The sequence below is a fragment of the [Zimmermannella] bifida NBRC 103089 genome (assembly GCF_001570925.1).
Lineage (GTDB): Bacteria > Actinomycetota > Actinomycetes > Actinomycetales > Microbacteriaceae > Gulosibacter > Gulosibacter bifidus.
On the sequence record NZ_BCSP01000003.1, the window covers coordinates 254,535 to 273,908 of the forward strand.

11 protein-coding genes and 1 pseudogene are annotated in these 19,374 nt (G+C 63.7%); 10 read left to right on the top strand and 2 right to left on the bottom strand.

What is annotated here, in order from left to right; all coding sequences use genetic code 11:
* Positions 1-2: 2 nt before the first annotated feature.
* Positions 3-803: an amino acid ABC transporter ATP-binding protein gene (locus ZBI01S_RS04500; RefSeq protein ID WP_083524498.1), complete on the top strand. Its 801-nt coding sequence runs from the start codon at positions 3-5 to the stop codon at positions 801-803.
* Between the two features lie 129 nt (positions 804-932).
* Here ZBI01S_RS04500 and hrpA read toward each other — a convergent pair whose 3' ends face one another.
* Positions 933-4,979: an ATP-dependent RNA helicase HrpA gene (gene hrpA / locus ZBI01S_RS04505; RefSeq protein WP_066056932.1), complete on the bottom strand. Its 4,047-nt coding sequence runs from the start codon at positions 4,977-4,979 to the stop codon at positions 933-935.
* Between the two features lie 218 nt (positions 4,980-5,197).
* On the opposite strand from hrpA, the gene ZBI01S_RS04510 reads away from it, so the two are divergent.
* The 9 genes from ZBI01S_RS04510 to ZBI01S_RS04550 all read left to right on the top strand — a co-directional run bounded on the left by ZBI01S_RS04510 (position 5,198) and on the right by ZBI01S_RS04550 (position 18,021).
* Positions 5,198-6,979 (top strand): dolichyl-phosphate-mannose--protein mannosyltransferase, encoded by a 1,782-nt coding sequence (locus tag ZBI01S_RS04510; protein ID WP_066056935.1) that lies wholly within the window; start codon positions 5,198-5,200, stop codon positions 6,977-6,979.
* Between the two features lie 6 nt (positions 6,980-6,985).
* Entirely contained in the window at positions 6,986-7,828 is an 843-nt protein-coding gene (gene rsmI, locus ZBI01S_RS04515) for a 16S rRNA (cytidine(1402)-2'-O)-methyltransferase (RefSeq protein WP_066056938.1), read from the top strand.
* Between the two features lie 102 nt (positions 7,829-7,930).
* Positions 7,931-9,487 carry a methionine--tRNA ligase gene (metG, locus tag ZBI01S_RS04520; RefSeq protein ID WP_066056941.1) on the top strand — a complete coding sequence of 519 codons (1,557 nt, stop codon included), beginning with the start codon at positions 7,931-7,933 and terminating at the stop codon, positions 9,485-9,487.
* A gap of 8 nt (positions 9,488-9,495) precedes the next feature.
* Entirely contained in the window at positions 9,496-10,446 is a 951-nt protein-coding gene (locus ZBI01S_RS04525; protein ID WP_066056944.1) for a TatD family hydrolase, read from the top strand.
* A gap of 1 nt (position 10,447) precedes the next feature.
* Positions 10,448-11,299 (top strand): 16S rRNA (adenine(1518)-N(6)/adenine(1519)-N(6))-dimethyltransferase RsmA, encoded by an 852-nt coding sequence (rsmA, locus tag ZBI01S_RS04530; RefSeq protein ID WP_066056947.1) that lies wholly within the window; start codon positions 10,448-10,450, stop codon positions 11,297-11,299.
* A 48-nt stretch (positions 11,300-11,347) separates the two neighbouring features.
* A complete protein-coding gene (locus ZBI01S_RS04535) occupies positions 11,348-12,289 on the top strand; it encodes a 4-(cytidine 5'-diphospho)-2-C-methyl-D-erythritol kinase (protein WP_066056950.1) in 942 nt (313 codons plus the stop codon).
* Positions 12,290-12,439: 150 nt separating this feature from the next.
* Complete coding sequence (locus tag ZBI01S_RS04540) at positions 12,440-14,296, top strand: dynamin family protein (RefSeq protein ID WP_066056952.1); 1,857 nt, start codon at positions 12,440-12,442, stop codon at positions 14,294-14,296.
* Positions 14,297-14,362: 66 nt separating this feature from the next.
* Positions 14,363-16,567 (top strand): Hsp70 family protein, encoded by a 2,205-nt coding sequence (locus ZBI01S_RS04545; protein ID WP_066056954.1) that lies wholly within the window; start codon positions 14,363-14,365, stop codon positions 16,565-16,567.
* Positions 16,564-18,021, top strand: a complete 1,458-nt coding sequence (locus ZBI01S_RS04550) for a dynamin family protein (RefSeq protein WP_066056957.1) — start codon at positions 16,564-16,566, stop codon at positions 18,019-18,021. The genes ZBI01S_RS04545 and ZBI01S_RS04550 overlap by 4 nt, the downstream gene beginning before the upstream one ends.
* A gap of 251 nt (positions 18,022-18,272) precedes the next feature.
* On the opposite strand, the pseudogene ZBI01S_RS04555 reads toward ZBI01S_RS04550, so the two are convergent.
* Positions 18,273-19,374, bottom strand: a pseudogene (locus ZBI01S_RS04555) (hypothetical protein); the annotation flags it as partial.

The following is a 19,374-nucleotide window of genomic DNA, read 5'->3' on the forward strand; positions in this document are numbered from 1 at the left end:
TCATGGCGAACAACGAATCATTCTCAGAGAAAGCCGTCTACACCACGCCGATCACCGTCATCGACGAGGCGCTGCCACCGATCCAGGTGAAAAACCTGCACAAGTCGTTCGGCGACAATGAGGTGCTCAAGGGCATCGACCTCGAAATCGGCAACGGTGAAGTCGTAGCCGTGATCGGCCCCTCGGGATCGGGTAAGTCGACGCTCTTGCGCTGCCTGAACCGACTCGAAGAAACCACTTCGGGTGAGGTACTGATTAACGGCGAGAACATTGCCGCGGCAACCGGCAATGCGCTCGACCGGCTGCGTCAGAAGATCGGCATGGTCTTCCAGCACTTCAACCTTTTCCCGAACATGACCGTGCTCGACAATGTCGCGCTCGCGCCGCAAGAAACCAAAAAGATGGACCGGGCCGAGGCACGCGAACGCGGCAAGCAATTGCTCGAGCGCGTGGGTCTCGGCGACAAAGCCGATGCGCGTCCGGCACAGCTTTCCGGTGGGCAAAAGCAGCGCGTGGCCATCGCACGTGCGCTGGCGATGCGCCCGGGCATCATGCTCTTTGACGAGGCCACGAGTGCACTCGACCCCGAAATGGTTGGTGAGGTGCTGCAGGTTATCCGCGACCTGGCCGCATCCGGCATGACCATGGTGCTGGTGACGCACGAAATGGGCTTCGCGCGCGAAGTCGCCGACCGCGTGGTATTCATGGCCGGGGGAGTCGTCGTGGAGTCGGGCGACCCGGCAACACTCTTCGACAACCCGCAGCACGAACGCACCAAGGACTTCCTCTCGAAGGTGCTGTAACGCAAGCGGTTATGCAATTACTGCGGTGGGCTCGCGCCAGATGGCGCGGGCCCACCGTATATTTGGCCGGAACCGTTGTCGCCAGCTCCCGACCACAATCTGCAGGTGTTTCGCCGCAATCGGCAGCGGCTACGCCAGCAGCTTGCGCAGGCGTTTGAGTGAGGCGGGCGTTGCGGTACCGAGCTGCTGCGCAAACAGACTTACGCGCAATTCCTCGAGCATCCACCGCGCGTCACACATCGTGGCGGATGCATCGGGTTCCGGCGGCAAGGTGCCCCCGGCTTCTCGATACAGCGCGAGTGCGGTCACCATCTCGAGCGACCCAGCGCGTTCGGTTGCCGCATTCTGCGAGAGGCGTTCGCAGCGGTACGAGATCGCCCGCAGATACCGCTGCAGGTGGGGGAGCCGCGCGATACCCGTGCGCGAGATGAACCCGTTGAAGATCAAGGCATCCAACTGCTCGCGCATATCGGTCAGCGATCCCAAGAACGCCAGCGCGTTGGTGCGTTTCATGGCCGCGAGCGCTTCGCGCTGGGCGGTGAGTACCTGGGCGACGCCCTTGACCGCTTCGAACATGGCGTCGACGAGACCGGCATTGAATGCATCCCGCACTCGGTCGAATTCGGCCCGGGTACGGATGCTCGTCTCAGGTATTGCAGGAACCGCGAGCGCGAACAACACATCGTCGATGAGCGCATTGACCGATGGGTAGGGGCTTGCCGCGAGCGCGAGCTTTTCGGACGCAGTGAGGTGCGCCTGCACGTAGCTCGCGGGCGATGGCACCGAGCGTGCCAGCAGCGCGGCGACGGCGCGATCGTGTTCGCGGGCTTGGTCGGCGGCGGTGGTGGCGAGCACGAGGTCGATCTTGCTGGTTGCCGGATGCGCGGGGTCGCGCAGCTTGAGCGTCGGCCAGGCACGGATGACGCCGTGTTTGCGGCGAATGTCGAACGATTCAGGTAGGGAATCGGCGGGCCAGGCGGTGACGTCCTGCTGTTCGGAGACGCTGGCGGCATGCTGAGCTGCAGCAGTCCCGGCCGAGTCACGGTGCTTGCTGCCGGATCCGCCACGCGTGGCAGCGCCATGGCGCCCGGCATCGGCGTTGGTCGGAATGGCATGCACCAGCGCAGCTTCGCTCGCGCGCTTAAGGCGCTGTTGCAGGGCAGACAGGTTCATACCAACCCCGAGTTCGCGACCGCGATCGTCAACGACACGGAACCGCATCCGCAAGTGTGCAGGAACCCGTTCGAGGTCGAATTCGGCCTCGTCGAAGCGCATGCCCGCTTCGCGCTGCATGTGTTCGTGGAGCGTGCCGGTAATGGTGCCCGATGGCTGCGTGCCGGTGTGTGGATGCACGTCGCCCAGGAGCGCGAGCAGGCGCGCGGCCCAATCGGCTGCGGGAACGAAGTTTCGTCGTGTTGCTTTGGGAAGCGTGCGCAGGAGTGCGGTGACGAGTTCGGCGCGCAGCCCCGGCACCTGCCAGTCGAAGCCCTCGGGTTCGAGCATGGCCAAGAGCGGTAGCGGCACGATGGCCGTGACCCCGTCATCGGGCGCGTTTGGGTCGAACTTGTATTGCAGTTTGAGTCGCTGCTCGCCGTGTTGCCAATAGCGGGGGAACGCGGTTTCATCGACGGTGTCGGCGTCGTTGTCGAGCAGGTCGGCGCGGGTCAGGTTGAGCAGTTTCGGTTGGTGCTCGCGCGCTTCGCGCCACCATTTGTCGAAGGTGGGCTGCGATACGACGGTTTGTGGGATGCGTTCGTCAAAGAATTCGAGGATGCGTTCGTCGTCTTCGATGAGCCCGCGTTGGCGGGTGCGTTCTTCGAGTTCTTCGAGCTGGCGCCGCAGCTGCCGGTTGGCGCGGTCGAACGGGTAATTCGCGTTCCAATCGCCTTCGACCAGTGCGTGTCGAAGGAACAGATCGCGGCTCCACTGCGGGTTGATGCGCGCGAATCCGATGCGTCGATCGCGCACGAGCGGAACGCCGTAGAGCGTCACCGTTTCGTTGGTGACTGCCTGGCCCTGCTTGCGTTCCCAGTGTGGTTCGCCGTGCTGTCGTTTAACGAGGTCACCGGCGAGCTGCTCGGCCCAGGCCGGGTCGATCTTGGCGACGGTGCGGGCGAACAGTTGCGAGGTTTCGACGAGTTCGGCGGCCATGACCGCATCCGGTGCCGCTTTCGCGAGCCCGGAGCCAGGGAATACGCGAAAGCGGGTGTTGCGGGCGCCCTGGAAGTCGCGGCGCTGCTTGTCGTACACGCCAATGTGGCTGAGCAGCCCGGTCAGCAGCGCCTTGTGCACGGCATCGGCGTTGGCGCCGGGCTCGTTCGTGTGCGGTCGCGATACGGCAGCGTCGTCGGTTTTGGCAGTATCGGGCGCGGATGCGGTGCGCTTGGGTGGGCGGTGCAGCTTGAGTCCCAGGGGCGTTGCGAGTTCGCGCAGCTGGCGGAACAGGTCCTGCCATTCGCGGAAGCGCACCATGTTGAGGTACTCGGCGCGGCACAGCTTGCGGAACGCCGAGGATCCGAGCTCGTGCGAGCGGTCTTCGAGGTAGTTCCAGATATTCAGCAGCGTGAAGAAATCACTGCTCGGGTCGCGGAACCTGGCGTGGAGCTGGTCGGCGTGTGCGCGGTGTTCGAGCGGGCGTTCGCGGATGTCGGGCACCGTGAGACCGGCGACGATGATGAGGACTTCGCGCGCAACGTCGTGTTCACGAGCGGCAACCACCATGCGCCCGTAGCGGGGGTCGATGGGGAGCTTGGCCAGGTCGCGACCAACCCGCGTGAGTGCCACGCCCCCGCGTGAGGCGGGTGCCGCATCCTGACCGGCCCCGACCGACTTACTCGAACGCTGTGTGCTCGCACCGCGCTTGCTATTCCCGCGTGTGCGACGAATCGCACCGAGTTCGGTGAGTAGATCGAGGCCGTCTTTGACACCACGCTGATCTGGGGGAGTGAGGAACGGGAAGTCGCTGATTTCACCGAGTTGCAGCGACGCCATTTGCAGCAGCACGCTGGCGAGATTGGTGCGCAGAATCTCGGGGTCGGTGTATTCGGGGCGCCGCGCGAAATCCTGCTCGGAATAGAGGCGGATGGCGATGCCATCGCGGGTGCGTCCGGAGCGTCCCGAACGCTGGTTCGCCGACGCCTGGCTGATCGCCTCGATCGGTAGCCGTTGCACTTTGGCTCGGGTGGAGTAGCGCGAAATGCGCGCCAGACCCGAGTCGATAACGTAGGCGATACCCGGCACCGTAAGTGAGGTCTCGGCCACGTTCGTGGCGAGCACGACGCGGCGGCGGATTCCGGGTGTGCGCGAGGCTTCGAAGACCCGGTGCTGGTCGCGGGCGCTGAGCCGACCGTAGAGCGGAACGACTTCGGTGGTCTCGCGGGCACGTCCCGTGAGCGAACCGCGAATCGCGTCTTCCGCATCCCGAATCTCGCGCTCACCCGGAAGAAACACCAGCACGTCGCCGTCGGCTTCGGCCTCGAGCTCTCGCAGCGCCGCGATGATTCCCGTGAACAGGTCGCGTTCCTGGGCGAGTACCGCGTCACTCGCGTCGCCGTCGACATCGTGGTCGTCACCGGATACCGCATCGGGTACGAGCGGCCGATAGCGCACTTCGACCGGGAAGGTGCGGCCTGACACTTCAATAATTGGTGCGTCGGCAAAGTGCTTTGAGAATGACTCGGGATCGATGGTGGCCGAGGTCACAATCACTTTGAGGTCGGGGCGCTTCGGCAGCAGTCGGCGCAGATACCCGAGTAGAAAGTCAATATTGAGGGAGCGCTCGTGCGCTTCGTCGATGATGATCGTGTCGTAGCGGCGCAGTAACCGGTCTCGGCGAAGTTCGCCGAGCAGGATGCCGTCGGTCATCAACTTGATCTTGGTGTCGGCCGAGGACTCGTCGGTGAATCGCACCTGGTAGCCGACAAGGTCACCGACTTCGCTACCGAGTTCTGCGGCAACGCGCTCCGCAATCGTGCGCGCGGCGATTCGTCGTGGCTGCGTGTGGCCGATGGCGGTGCGGCCAAGCTCGAGACAGATCTTTGGCAGCTGGGTGGTTTTACCCGAACCCGTTTCACCGGCAACGATCACGACCTGGTGTTCGGCGATTGCGGAGGCAATCTCCTCACGTCGCTGCGATACGGGGAGATGCTCGGGGAAATGAATCGAACGTTCAGACATGCCAAGCGCAATTCTACTGAGACATGCGCCGAGCGGCGGTTGCCGGTCCGGATGCGGTGCCGCTCGCGAGTGCGACAGGTTTCGGGTGCAGGCGCCCGCAGGGATTGCCCGCAGCATCTGCAGACAGCCGTACACATGACGAGGGATTTTCGGTACGGGTATCCGATAGGTGAACAGGATTTCCAGTCAGCTACGCATCGAACCAATACGATGGACGGGTGCCAGCCCCATCGAAGCCAGCCTCAACCACGGCGACTCGTGACGCATCCGAGACTCGCCAACCTTCCGAGACTCGCAAATCCAGCAGTGTTCGCGCCGCAACCACACGCGCGGGTTCGACACGGTTCAACCCGCCGACCGGCTCATGGGCCGACGACCTATGGCAACGCTGGAACGCAACCGACCAGGGCCGCCGCCGAACCGAGTGGATCATTGTCGGGGTCATCACCCTGATTGCGGCGCTCGTGCGGTTCATCCGGCTCGGTGAGCCGGGGCGCATCGTCTTCGACGAGGTCTACTACGTCATGGACGGGTGGACGCTTTCAAACCTCGGCTACGAGGCGGAATGGCCCGAAGAACAGGGCAAACTCTGGGAAGCCGGCAACCACGACGCGTATCGACAAGACCCTTCGTATGTCGTTCATCCACCGCTGGGTAAATATCTCATCGGTTGGGGCATCCACATCTTTGGTGCCGAGAATGTCTTCGCGTGGCGCGCCGCCGTCGCAATCTTTGGCACTCTGGCCGTACCACTGCTCTACCTCGTTGGTCGCCAGCTCTTCCGCACAGTTGCCATGGCCGCGATTCCCGCGGCGTTCCTCGCCATTGACGGTCACGCCATCGTTGTTAGCCGCGTGTCGATTCTTGACGTTTTCGTCATGTTCTTCGCGCTGCTGGGCTTCTACTTCATCCTGCGCGATCGAGACACACAACGAACACAGATCCTCGAATGGGTGCGGCAATGGCGCATCCGCGAACACGCGAAGGACCCGTCCGTACCGCTCGAGAACACCCCGAGCAAGTGGTCGTTTACCGTCAACGCACCGAAGGAACGCCCAACCGGGCCGGACTGGGGACCCGTTCTGTGGCGTCGTCCCTGGCTAATTGCTGCCGCAGCCGCACTTGCCTGCTGCATCGCGGTCAAGTGGTCTGGTCTGTACTTCCTCGCATTCTTCTGCCTGTTCACCATTGCGCTGGATGCGGCAACGCGCAAAGAAGCAGGCATCACCCAGTGGCTCTCCGGCGCGGTATTGAAGCAGGGCCCGGTTTCGTTCCTGCTCACCATCCCGCTCACGGGCATTCTGTACCTGCTGAGCTACGCCGGTTGGTTCATTACCGGTAAGGGGTACAACGGCATCGTCGCGACCGGCGTGTGGGACGGTAATGGCAGCCTTTGGGACTGGTTGAAGCTCTCGTGGGAACACTTCATGAGCTACCAGACTCAAATTCTCGAGTTCCACTCGCGGCTGAGCGCCGGCCACCCGTACAACTCGAGCCCGTGGGAGTGGCCGTTCCTACTGCGTCCAACGGCATTCAGCTACAACTACATTGAGGCCGGTACTGCGCCGGAATGCATGGACGTGCGCTGCGTCGAAGCCGTGACCTCGATCTCGAACCCGATCATTTTCTGGCTCGGCACCATCTCGATCATGTTCCTGCTGATGCTCATGTTCGTGAAGCCGACCTGGCAGTACGCGGCAATTCTCGTCGGCTACTTTGCCGGCTACCTGCCGTGGCTGCTCACCGGCCGCACCTCGGTTTACCACTTCTACGTCATCGCCTGGCTGCCGTTCATGCTGCTTGCAAGCGCCTACGCCATCCAAACGGTGTTGGGTAAACCCACCGACGACCGGCGAGACCGAACGCGCATGATTAACATCGTTGCCGGGTTCTTCGTCGTGGTGATTCTCGTTTCGGCATTCTTCTACCCAACGTGGACCGGTATGCGCATTCCAGAGCCGTATTTCGAGCTCACGCACTGGCTCAAGGGCTGGAAGTAACCCGCCGTGCTGATCCTCGCCGGAACCCCAATCGGCAACCTTGCCGACGCCTCGTCGCGTCTGCGCGAGGTGCTCGGCAACGCCGAAATCGTTGCCTGCGAAGACACCCGAACGACGGCGAAGCTGCTGCAATTGCTGCAGATCGACCACCGTCCGCGGCTCATCGCGCTGCACGAGCATAACGAACACGAAGCCGCTAACGAGATCGCCGACCTCGCCGAAACACACGACGTGGTGTTGGTGTCGGATGCGGGCATGCCCGCGATCTCCGACCCCGGTTTCCGTGTGGTCCGGGCCTGCGCCGATCGTGGCATCACGGTGACCTCGGCACCGGGGCCAACCGCGGTCATCACCGCCCTGGCTGTTTCCGGCCTGCCAACCGACCGGTTCACCTTCGAAGGCTTTGTGCCACGCAAACACGGTGAGCGGCAACAACTCATCGCGCTATTGCAAGACGAGCCGCGCACCGCCGTCATGTACGAGTCGCCGCACCGCCTCGCGGCCACCCTGCAAGCATTCGCCCAGGCATGGCCAGCACGGCGCATCGCCGTGTGTCGCGAACTCACCAAGCTGCACGAAGAAATCATGCGTGGCAGCTGCCAGGCCGCTGCCGAATGGGCGGCCGAGGGCGTGCGCGGCGAGATCGTCATCGTGCTCGCGGGTGCGCAACCTGTCGAGATTGATCCGGATGCAGCCGTCGCGCAGGTCGTCGAATTGGTTGCGGCAGGCACCCCGCTCAAGGTCGCCGCATCCCGAATCGCCGAACAAACCGGGCTGCGCAAGCGTGAGCTTTACGAAGCCGCGCTCGCCAAACGATCCGCCGACAACCCAGGCCCGGTAGCCACCTAACGCTGCTGCGAAACCCGGCCAACATCATCCGTACGACCCATGTCGTAACCAGAAACGTACCGGTGGCACACGCACCAGCGCGCGCTCGGTAGACTGGCAGGTATGGCATCCGGCGAATCTTTCTACGTCACCACTCCAATTTTCTACGTGAACGACGTGCCCCACATTGGGCACGCCTACGCACAGGTCGCTGCCGACGTGCTCGCACGCTGGCACCAGCAGCGCGGTGAAGACACCTGGTTCCTCACCGGAACCGACGAACACGGTCAGAAAATCATGCGTTCGGCGATCGCCAACAACATGACGCCCCGCGAGTGGGCCGACAAGCTCGTTGACGGTGCCTGGCGCCCGGTGCTCGAGACGCTCAACCTCTCGAACGATGACTTCATCCGTACCACCGAAGACCGCCACGAAACCTTTGTTGCCGACTTCTTGAGCAAACTCAACAACGACGGCTACATCTACGAAGACGAATTCGAAGCGCTCTACTGCGTGGGCTGTGAAGAGTTCAAGCCCGAGGCCGAGATTGTTGACGGCACCGGCGACTACGAAGGCAAGAAGGTCTGCGCCATTCACTCCAAGCCCATGGAGCTGATGCGCGAACGCAACTACTTCTTCAAGCTGTCGGAATTCCAAGACCGCCTGCTCGAGTTTTACGAGGCCAACCCCAAGTTCGTGCAGCCCGAATCGGCTCGCAACGAGGTGCTGAGCTTCGTACGCTCGGGCCTGCTCGACCTCTCGATTTCGCGCACCAGCTTCGACTGGGGTGTCAAGGTGCCGTGGGACGACTCGCACGTGGTTTACGTGTGGGTTGACGCCCTGCTCAACTACCTCTCGGCGCTCTCGACCGTCGAAGGCGGCACCGAACGCTACTGGCCGGCGAACCACATCGTCGGTAAGGACATTCTGCGCTTCCACGCCATTATTTGGCCTGCCCTGCTTATGGCTGCGGGCATCGAGCCGCCGAAGCGCGTTTACGCGACCGGCTGGCTGCTCGTTGGCGGCGAGAAGATGTCGAAGTCGAAGCTCACCGGTATCGAGCCGGCTGAAATCACCAAGACGTTCGGTGCGGATGCGTTCCGGTACTACTTCATGCGCGCGATTCGTTTCGGCCACGATGGTTCGTTCTCGTGGGAAGACATTCACGCTCGCTACCACGCTGAGCTCGCCAACGGCCTCGGCAACCTCGCCTCGCGCACGATCGCAATGGTGAACAAGTACTTTGGTGGCGAGCTGCCCACCGAGATTCAGCAGCACGTTGACGACGAACAGCTGCTCAACATCGCTGCCGAAAGCATCCGCACTGCCGACGCTGCCATTGACGAATTCGCGATCGACCAGGCGCTCGCCGCGACCTGGAAGCTCGTTGACGCACTCAACCTGTACATCACCGAGCAAGAACCGTGGAAGCTCGCGAAGGACGAAGCGAACCGCGACCGTCTCGCCGCAGTGCTCGACACCGCGCTTCGCGGCGTCGGCGTCCTTGCCGTGCTCATCAACCCGGTCATGCCAGAAACCGCAGCAAAGCTGTGGACCGGGCTCGGTGCCGAAGGCACCGTCGACGCGATCGCACCGGCCGACGCGCTCAACTGGCCTTCAACCGGTCGCGTTGGCGAGCTCGCGCCGCTGTTCCCACGCATCGAAACCGAACAACAGTAGGGCGCCGTATGGCTGAGCACGCTGCCGACCACACGCATCCAACTCGCCGTGCCGCCACGGCCGAAACGGGTCACCGTCGAGACCTCAACTATCCCGACCTGCCCGAACCGCTGCGCATCCCGTGCTACGACAACCACACCCACCTCGAAATCGAAGATGGTGAGCAAGGGCTCACCATCGACGAACACGTACGCCTGGCCGAGTCGGTCGGCATTGCCGGTGCCATCACCGTCGGCGGCGATGTGTCGTCGAGCCGCTGGCAGGTGTGGGCAGCCAACCAATCGCCGAAATTGCTCGCCGCCGTCGCGATTCACCCGAACGAGGCCCCGCACTTTGCTGCCGCAGGCGAGCTGGATGCGGGCATCGCGGCCATCGACGAACTCGCGGCCGATGCGCGGGTCGCGGCAATCGGTGAAACCGGGCTTGATTTCTTCCGCACCGAAGGTGACGGCCCGATCGCTGCGCAATACGAATCGTTCGAAGCGCACATCGACATTGCCAAACGTCGTGGCCTGCCGGTGCAGATTCATGACCGTGAGGCGCATGACGAAGTCGTGGCCACGCTGCGCCGCGTCGGGGCGCCGGAGGGCACCGTTTTCCACTGTTTCTCGGGCGATGAGTCGCTCGGCCGCATCGCCGCCGACGAAGGCTGGTACTGCTCGTTCGCCGGAAACGTCACGTTTAAGAACGCCCAGAACCTGCGCGACGCACTCAAGGTCGTGCCGCTGGAGCGCATCCTGGTGGAAACCGATGCGCCGTTCCTCACGCCGGTCCCGTTCCGAGGTCGGCCCAACGCGCCGTATCTGATTCCGGTGACTCTGCGATTCATGGCCGCCGAACTCGGAATCGACGAAGACGAGTTTGCGGCGCAAATCGCCAAGAACACGCTCGAGCTGTACGGCCCGTTCGATCCCGAGCAGCGCGCTGCCTGGCAGCACGACACGAAGCGAGGGAGCTAGCGTGGCGACTGTTGAACTCCTGGGCCCAGCACTCGTGCGTGAGCTTGCCGCGCAGCTCGATGTGCACCCCACAAAGAAACTCGGGCAGAACTTCGTGCACGATCACGGCACCGTGCGCCGCATCGTCAAAACCGCCGGAGTACAACCGGGCGAACACGTCATCGAAGTTGGCCCCGGACTCGGGTCGCTGACCTTGGCGCTGCTCGAAGCCGATGCCCGCGTCACCGCCATTGAGATCGACACGCGTTTGGCGAAGCAGCTGCCGAACACGGTTGCCCGCCTCGCGCCCGATGCTGCCGCAAACCTCGAGGTCATCGAATCCGATGCACTGCTGGTCGAACAGGTCGAAGGCGTTCCCGTCGCGGTCGTGGCCAACCTGCCCTACAACGTCTCGGTGCCGGTGCTCTTGCACCTGCTCGAGCGCGTACCGTCGCTGCGCCGCGGCGTGGTCATGGTGCAGCGCGAAGTCGGCGAACGCTTGGCCGCAACACCCGGTTCGAAGGTCTACGGTGCGCCCAGTGTGAAAGCTGCCTGGTACGGGCGGATGCGCACGGCGGGGCTCGTCGGACGTTCCGTCTTCTGGCCCGTTCCGAATGTTGACTCGGTGCTAGTCGCGTTTGAAGCGCACGACGAACTTCCCGGTGACGACGATCTGCGCAGGCGCGTCTTTGCCCTCGTTGACGCCGCATTTGGTCAGCGCCGCAAGATGCTGCGACAGGCGGTCGCGAGCTGCTTCGCCGACGCTGCTGCCGCATCCGCCGCGCTCGAGGCTGCGGGCATCGACTCGACGGCTCGTGGCGAGGCCCTGGTGCTTGATGACTTTGTGCGACTCGCGAGCGTGCAGTCGCGTTAACTGTCGCGTTACAGATGCTCGTAGCCGAGGGCCGATACAGTGAATGTCATGGCTGCCGAAACCACACCGCTGCGCGAAGTTGTCGCCGTCGCACCCGGCAAAGTCAACGTCACGCTTGCCGTTGGTGCGCTTGCCGATGACGGGTATCACCCGCTGGCGACCACGTTCATGGCGCTGGATTTGTACGAACATGTGCGGGCGGTGGCAGCCGACGAGATCTCGTTGCAATACGCATCCGGTTCCATTCCTACCGACGAACTCAGCTGCGGCGAGGACAACCTCGCGATTCGTGCCGCGCGTGCGCTGGCCGAATTTACCGGCACCGAGCAGGGCGTAGCGCTGACCATCACCAAGCATGTGCCGATTGCTGGCGGTATGGGCGGCGGTTCGGCGGATGCGGCGGCAACGCTGATTGCCTGCGACCGGTTGTGGGGGACCAACCTCACCAACGAAGACCTGCTGGCGCTCGGCGCCACGCTCGGCAGCGATGTGCCGTTTGCCATTCTTGGGGGAGTCGCCATCGGCACCGGCCGCGGTGACTCGCTCGCACCAACCATGGTGAGTGGCACCTTCGAATGGGTGCTGCGCCTCAGCGACGAGGGCATGTCGACACCGGCAACGTACCGGGCGCTCGATGAGCATCGTGCCCGGCACCGCGCACACCTGAGTGTTGCGGCCGAACCCGAAGTTGCCGAAGACGCGGTGTTGGCACTGCGTGGTGGCGATGTGCATGCCCTCGCGCAGGCCCTCGACAACGATCTGCAAGCTCCGGCGCTCGGCCTGCGGCCTGACCTGGCCGAGGCACTTGAATTCGGCGAGACGCAGGGGGCACTCGCGGGCATTGTGTCGGGATCGGGGCCAACCTTGGCTTTCCTGGCCGAGAACGCTGCGGCTGCCGATGCCTTGGCGACACGGTTTGCGGATGCGGGCCACCGAGTCGTGCGGGCAAGCGGGCCGGTGCTCGGCGCCCGCGTCATCGAACAGCGCTAGCCACAATAACGCCGCCTCCGGTTTGGTGCGGAATCCTTCGGTCATCGACGTAGGTCGTTTGGTGCATGGGCATCCGTCGGCAGTTTGAACTCCGTGAAGATCTGCCTCGCGAAGTGGTCGCAATCGATCAGACCGTTTACGTTTGAACGTATGACTTCGACCGAAACGGCGAAAACCGCGCCTCGCAAGGACAACTCTGCGACCGCGGCATTTCGCGCGCTCGCGGTCGCCGCAAAAGAGCAGAACCTCGGCACTGAGTTCTCGGCGATTGCGCGCATGGTCAAGCAGTCCAGCGGCGTTCCCGCCTCGGTCGTGGTCGTTGGCGAAATGAACCGCGGCAAGTCGACACTCATCAACGCGCTGCTAGCAGCACCCGGCCTGGCACCGACCGCGCCAACCGAGACTACGGCACTGTCGGTGGCGTATCGTCCGGCGACCGAATCCTTTCCTGCCGGTACCGCCGAACTCGAATTTGCGAGCGAGCCGCGACTGCGCCGCATCCCCGCTCACGAACTCATGCAGTGGGTGCATATCGACTCGCCGGTCCTGCAGAACGCCGAAGAAATGCCGCTGCAGGCCACCTTCGGTGTTCGTCCGGCCTACGTACCGCGCGCGGTGCTCGTTGATACTCCCGGTTCGGGCGGACTGAGCGAGGCGTACGCGATGCGTGCGGTTTCGCGTGCGCAATCCGCATCCGTACTGCTGCTGGTGACGGATGCATCGGGTCGAATTACCCGTCCAGCGCTCGAGTTCCTGGTGCGCTGTAGTGCCACGGTCGATTCGGTCGTGCTCGCGGTGTCAAAGATCGACCTGTATCGCGCCGGTTGGCAGCAGATCGTGGAAGAGAACCGACAGATTCTGGCGGCCCGGGAACCACGGCTGGGGAACATCCCGATTATCGGGGTCTCGGGTACCTGGGGCGAGCGCGCCGCACGCGAAGAGGACCCAGCGCGTCGCGAGCGACTACTGCAAATGAGCGGAATTCCGGCACTCGCCGAAGCGCTCAACACACCGCTGCGTTTCGCCAACCAGCTACCGACGCTGAACGCGCTGCGCCGCGGTTCGGAAATCCTGCGTGAGCCACTGATTGCCCTGGAATCGGAGCGCGAGGCACTTGGCGGCATCGTCGAAGACGTGCGTGACCTCGAACGCGTCAAACAACACCGCGAACAGCTGCTGCGCACCTTTGAAGACGCCAAGTACGACTGGAGTGCCAAGGTCGACCGGGTGCGCGTTGATCTGACCGCTGCAAATGCGCGCCTGGCGCGTGAGTTCGGCGCCCACTGGCGCGAGCGGGCGCAAAGCTACGGTTCGGGTTTGAGCGCGCGCCAATCGATGGCGCTGCAGAACGAGCTCGCGGCCGATATGGAAGTGCAGATTCGTCGCGGCCTGAACGGCATGGTGCATCAATCGGGACGCCTGCTCGGCGACCTCTACGCCGCCGCTGGCATGAACCCGCAGCGGAACCTGCTCGCCGAAGTGCAGCGGCGTGCCGCGCAAACCGGTGCCTCCCAGAACGATCTGATTCGCCGCGAGGCGGCCTCGCTCGACCCGCGCACGCTGCTTAGCGGAACGATCATGGGCTCGGGTATCGGTTCGCTCGCGCTCGGCGCGGTGCTCGGCCCGCTTGCCGCTCCGCTACTCGGTATGGCGGTCATGGGAAGTTTTGGTGCGGTGCTGGCACACCGTCAGGCAAAGCGACAGTCAGTGTTGCAGACGATCGGCGACGCAACGATCGAATTGCGCGAGGTGCTCGACCGCGGTGTACGCAGCATCCTCGGTGTTGTTTCGACGGATGCGAAAAAGCTGTTTGATCGCGACCTACGGCAGTCCGCAAATCGCGCGAAAGAAGAGCTCGGCAAACTCGAAACGGCGCGCCGGGCATCGGAAGCTGAGCGCAAGGGACGGATCGCGAAACTTGATCCACAGATTGCGCGACTGCGGCAGGCAATTGACGCCGCTGAGGCAGAATGTGCACGGATTGCCGAAAAGGGCAGATCTGCGTAACGCATACCCCGTATCCTCGTTCTAATGATTACTCGGTAACTCTCACTCGATAAGGAAGCAACGTCTATGGCATGGCGACTCAGCATCGACTTCGGCACGTCGAACACAGCCGCGGCGATCGACGCTCACGGTCGAGTCGGGCCGATTTCGCTAGCTGATGGTTCGCTGTCGATGCCTTCGGCTATCGTGCTGACGCCGACGGGTTTCCGAGTGGGACAAGAAGCCATTAACGCCCAGCTGCGCCACCCGGACGGGTTTGAGCGCACGCCCAAGGCGATGATTGGTCGCGGTGAAGTGGTTCTGGCCGGCAAAATCGTCGAGCCCAAGGAAATTGCCCGCGAAGTGTACGCCTACGTGCGCGAAGCGGCGCTGCGCCGTCAAGACAATCAGGAACCGGCAGAAGTTTGGTTGACCCACCCGGTGGCTTGGGCACCATCGCAGATCGAAACGCTGCGTGATGCTGCGGTTGCCGCTGGATTTGCGAAGGAATCGATCCGCACGGTTAACGAGCCGATTGCGGCGGCTGCTCACTTTGCCCGCAACCACCAGGCAGCTCCCGGTTCACGCGTGGCCGTGTTCGACTTTGGTGGTGGAACCCTCGACATTGCGGTGCTGGAGCGCGCACCTCAGGAACCGCAGGGCTTCCGCGTGCTCGCATTCGGTGGCGACCCGGTACTCGGCGGTCGCACCTTTGATGCGCGCCTGCTCGACTGGACGCTCGAGACACTCGCTGGCCGCGGCCACGAGGAACTCACGAAACGACTGCACCAGCCAAAGACGATGTCGGAGCTGCGTGCACAGACTTCGCTGAGCCGTGCGGTGACGGCAGCCAAGATGGAACTGTCGACCCGCCCTGACGCCGACATTTCGGTGAGCCTGGGCGAAGAAGACGCGGTCGTGACGATTACTCGCCAGGAATATGAGCGGTTGATCAAGGACGACCTCGATCGCGCCGCAAAGCTCCTGACCGATGTCTTCGAGACGGTCAAGGGCCCCAAGCCTGAGGTGCTGTATCTCACCGGTGGCTCATCGCGCACCCCGTCGATTAGCTCGATGATCCGCGAGCGTACGGGTATCCGCATCGCGACCCTTGACGACCCCAAGCTCGTAACGGCCGAGGGTGCTCTGCACGTAACCCCGCTTGGCGCTAAGGGGCCGCGCGCTTCGGCAGCTCCGCGCTCGAGTGCGCGTTCGCCGCAGCGTCCGAATCCGCGGCCGGCACCCGCACCGTTTGCGAATCGCCCCGGTGTCCCGGGAGATTCCGGTATGTCGGCAGGTCGTTTCCCGCAGCAGTCCGGTCCGGTTCCTGGCGGCCAGTTCGCCGGGCCGCAGCACCGCGCCCAGCCGCTGGCGACGCATCCGGCACCGAATACGCAACGTGTCGGTACTGGCCGTCCGCCTGGCCCGAACCAGCAGGCTCCGAACCAACAGGGGCCACGCCCACAGGGTCCGAATCAGCAAGCACCAAACCCGCACGGGCCAACGAATGGGCAGCCGGCTCCACAGCCGAGCGCGCCGGTCCAGCACCGGCCCCAGCAATCGCATCCACAACCATCACGCCCACCGCAGCAGCATGCCCCGCGACCGGCGCACCAGCCGCAGCCGTTTGCGAGTGCTTCCAGTAGCGGATCGGCGCCGAAGAAGAAAAAGCGCACCATGCTGATTATCGGCGTGATCGTTGGTGCGCTCCTGCTCGGTGGTGGTATCTGGGGCGGTATTGCGCTGTTCAACCAGGGCCGAGTCGATCAGGTTAAGGATGGCAAGGTCGAACTGCCCGAGGTGGCTTCCGGCACCATTGAATGCTGGGACGGCACAACCGCAGCCAGCGGCAAGAGCTGCAGCGAGCTCACCGGTCAGTCGGCGCTTGAGTGGCTGGCACCGACCGATGGTGCAAGCTGCAAGTCGGCGTCGCTTGGTGTAAAGAACGCGCGTGAATGCACCTGGTACGACTACCCGGACACGTACTTCTACGCCATGGAGTTCGACTCGTATGACGAGGCACTGCAGTATGGCGAAGATGCCTATGCTGACGGCGGTCAAGTTTGGCAGATCTCCGGTGAGGATTCTGGCACCAAGTTCGAGGGCGACTTCACCGAAGGTAGCGGCGGCTACTCGCACTACTACGTGTATGAGGGGCTCCCGTATGGCATCTTCGTGCGTCTCGACAACGACTCCTCGGGTAAGCACGGCGCGGTGAGCGACATCGAATCGCGCGTGCACCCAAAGAGCTGGAATGACGTGGCCTACGCGGTCGCGAGTGCTGATCGATGACCTCATCGGTTGAAGCGGCCGCAATGATGCGTCAAGCGGTGCTTGACGCTTGCGACGCATTCGATCAGGTTGACCGCCGCGGTACCGGCCGCATCACCGACCGGGTACGCCGACAGCTCGGCGAAACGGTTCGCTTGGCGGTCGTGGGACGAGTCAAAGCCGGTAAATCGACGCTCGTGAACGCTCTGGTGGGCCGGATTGTTGCGCCCACGGGCGTCACCGAGTGCACCAAGATCTCGACGCACTACACGTTTGGTGCGCCCGAGCGGGGACTTGTGATCACTCGCAACGGGCAGCAGGTGCCGTTCGACCTGGTCAACGGCGGACTGCCGCAACAACTGCCGGTGCCCACCGAACATATCGCGCACGCGGTCGTGTTCTTGCAGTCGGAAGTGCTGCGCGACATGACGCTGATCGATACGCCGGGTCTGGCCACCACGTCGGGGGAGTACGAGGATGCGGCGCGCCGCACGGTACTCGGGCACGAATCCGTCCGCCAGGCGGACGCGCTCGTGTACGTGTTCCACGGACAAGTTCTGCGCGACGATGTCGACTTCCTGCGCGAGTGGGGATCAGTAACCGACACACCGGCAGAATCTGCATCGCATGCCGTCGGCGTACTCAGCCACGCCGACAACTTTGGCGGCGCGACCTGGGGGAGCGACGACCCGATTTCCCTCGCCCGCGGGGCTGCATCCGAATTTGCGAAGAAGCACGGCGCACAGCTCGGCACTGTGGTCGCGGTCGCGGGCAACATGGCGCAGGCATCGCGTGCGGGGCTTGTTCGTGAACAGGATGCGGCGATGCTCGCTCGGCTGTATGGCGTCGACGAACTCGATCTGGAACTTCGCGACCCGCAGAACCTCGGCGAACTCGTGCCCGGTGTGCTGAATCTTGAAGTGTCGCGACTGGCCGACATCATTGGCGAGTACGGACTTCGTTTCGGACGCGAACATGCCCAGCGTGGCGCTCGTGCACTGAGCGACTGGCTGACGCAGGCTTCGGGCATTGATGAGCTCCGCAAAGCGCTCGCAGTGCGGTACATCGGCCGCTACGCACACGTTAAGGCCCGTCGCGGACTGGACACGTTGGAGCAGCTGGCGTGGGCGAACGGTGCCCCGCCGCAATTGCGCGCGATTGTCTCCGAAGCCCGCTTGAAGCCAGCACTGCATCCGTTGCAAGAGTTGGATGCGCTGGAACGGTTGGCTGCGGTCGAACCCGACCACCCGCTGGTCGCGATGCTCGACCGCCAGCTGGCGGCACGTAATGACGCTGAACGGTTGGCGATGCCCGCATCGTCGACCGCGGAGCAGCTTCGCGAGCAGGCATTGAACTGGTCGGTTGAAGCTCGCCGGGCATCGGTTGTGGAGCCCTATCCGGAACGCCAAAACGCGTACCAAATCTTGGACCGCTCCTTCACCCAGATCGCGCTGCGCCTGACGCCGCGCCACTAGCGAACAGGCCCGCGCGACTCGCGACGCGGGCGAAGGCTTCGAGCATCGGATTCTTCGGCAGCGCGCGGCGCATCCGACTCAGCCCATCCCACGCAGCGCGACCGGTCAAGCTGCGCTGTGCCCGCCTGTCCTGTGCCAGCCTGTCCTGTGCCAGCCAGCTCCGTGCCCGCCCGCTCGTTACCTCGGAAACGCCCTGTGGGCCGACTCCCGAAGGAATCGGCCCACAGGGCGTTAGCCCGCTAACTTGATCGCTAGAGCGTGTAGTCCGCTACGCCGTCGCCGTCAACGTCGAAGGTGTCGACGATGCCGTCGCCGTCGGTGTCGGAACCGAATGCATCTGCTACGCCGTCGCCGTCGGTGTCCATTTCGATGGTCTCGGCAAAGCCGTCGCCGTCAGCGTCGATGGCCAGGGTCTCGTTGACGCCGTCGCCGTCCATGTCCATGCTGAACGCGTCGTTGATGCCGTCACCGTCGGTGTCGACCTCGGTGTAGCCGAAGGCGTCGTAGGTCGAGTCACCGGTCGGCTCGGTGACGCCCATGTCCTCGGTGCCGGTTGGCTCAGCCTCGGTACCCGAAGGTGCGGTGGCGTCGGTGCCGTCAAGTGGCTGCTCGCTGTCGAAGACACCGTCGCCGTCCGAGTCGATCATCTCGACGTCGTAAACGCCGTCGCCATCGGTGTCGATGACGCCCTGGTCGATGATGCCGTCGAGGTCGGTGTCCGTGCCGAATGCCTCGCTGATGCCGTCACCGTCGAGGTCGAACTCGGCCGAGTCGTTGATGCCGTCACCGTCGGTGTCTTCGGTGTAGGTCTGGTAGTCGCTGCCGCCCTCGTAACCTTCACCGGAGTCGTCCGTGTTCTCGACTGGTTCGGTCTCTTCGATTGGAGTTGGCGCGTCAACCGCGTCGTCCTCGATCGGTGCATCTTCAGCAGGTGCATCTTCGACTGGTGCGTCTTCAGCCGGTGCCGTCGAGTCGAAGCCGGGGATGTCGGCGTAGCCGTCGCCGTCTTCGTCGGTGTAGGTGGTGTCGGCGATACCGTCACCATCGGTGTCGACCGAAGCAACGTCAACCAGGCCGTCACCGTCGGTGTCCGTGCCGAGGGTTTCGTTTACGCCGTCACCGTCGAAGTCGAAGTAGGCCGAGTCAGCAACGCCGTCGCCATCAGCGTCGATGGTGGCTTCTTCAGTCTGCGAGATTGGTTCGCCGTTGTCGGTAGGAGCAGGAGTTGCTTCTGAAGGTGCTGGGGTCGATGGTGTGTCTTCCGAAGGAGCTGGAGCCGATGGCGCGTCTTCCGATGGTGCCGGTTCCGAAGGAGCTGGAGCCGATGGCGCGTCTTCCGATGGTGCCGGTTCC

Coding starts and splice junctions, on each gene's coding strand:
- ZBI01S_RS04525 (WP_066056944.1), top strand. CDS start 9,496: ATGGCTGAGCACGCTGCCGACCACACGCATCCAACTCGCCGTGCCGCC.
- ZBI01S_RS04535 (WP_066056950.1), top strand. CDS start 11,348: ATGGCTGCCGAAACCACACCGCTGCGCGAAGTTGTCGCCGTCGCACCC.
- metG (WP_066056941.1), top strand. CDS start 7,931: ATGGCATCCGGCGAATCTTTCTACGTCACCACTCCAATTTTCTACGTG.
- hrpA (WP_066056932.1), bottom strand. CDS start 4,979: ATGTCTGAACGTTCGATTCATTTCCCCGAGCATCTCCCCGTATCGCAG.
- ZBI01S_RS04500 (WP_083524498.1), top strand. CDS start 3: ATGGCGAACAACGAATCATTCTCAGAGAAAGCCGTCTACACCACGCCG.
- ZBI01S_RS04540 (WP_066056952.1), top strand. CDS start 12,440: ATGACTTCGACCGAAACGGCGAAAACCGCGCCTCGCAAGGACAACTCT.
- ZBI01S_RS04545 (WP_066056954.1), top strand. CDS start 14,363: ATGGCATGGCGACTCAGCATCGACTTCGGCACGTCGAACACAGCCGCG.
- ZBI01S_RS04550 (WP_066056957.1), top strand. CDS start 16,564: ATGACCTCATCGGTTGAAGCGGCCGCAATGATGCGTCAAGCGGTGCTT.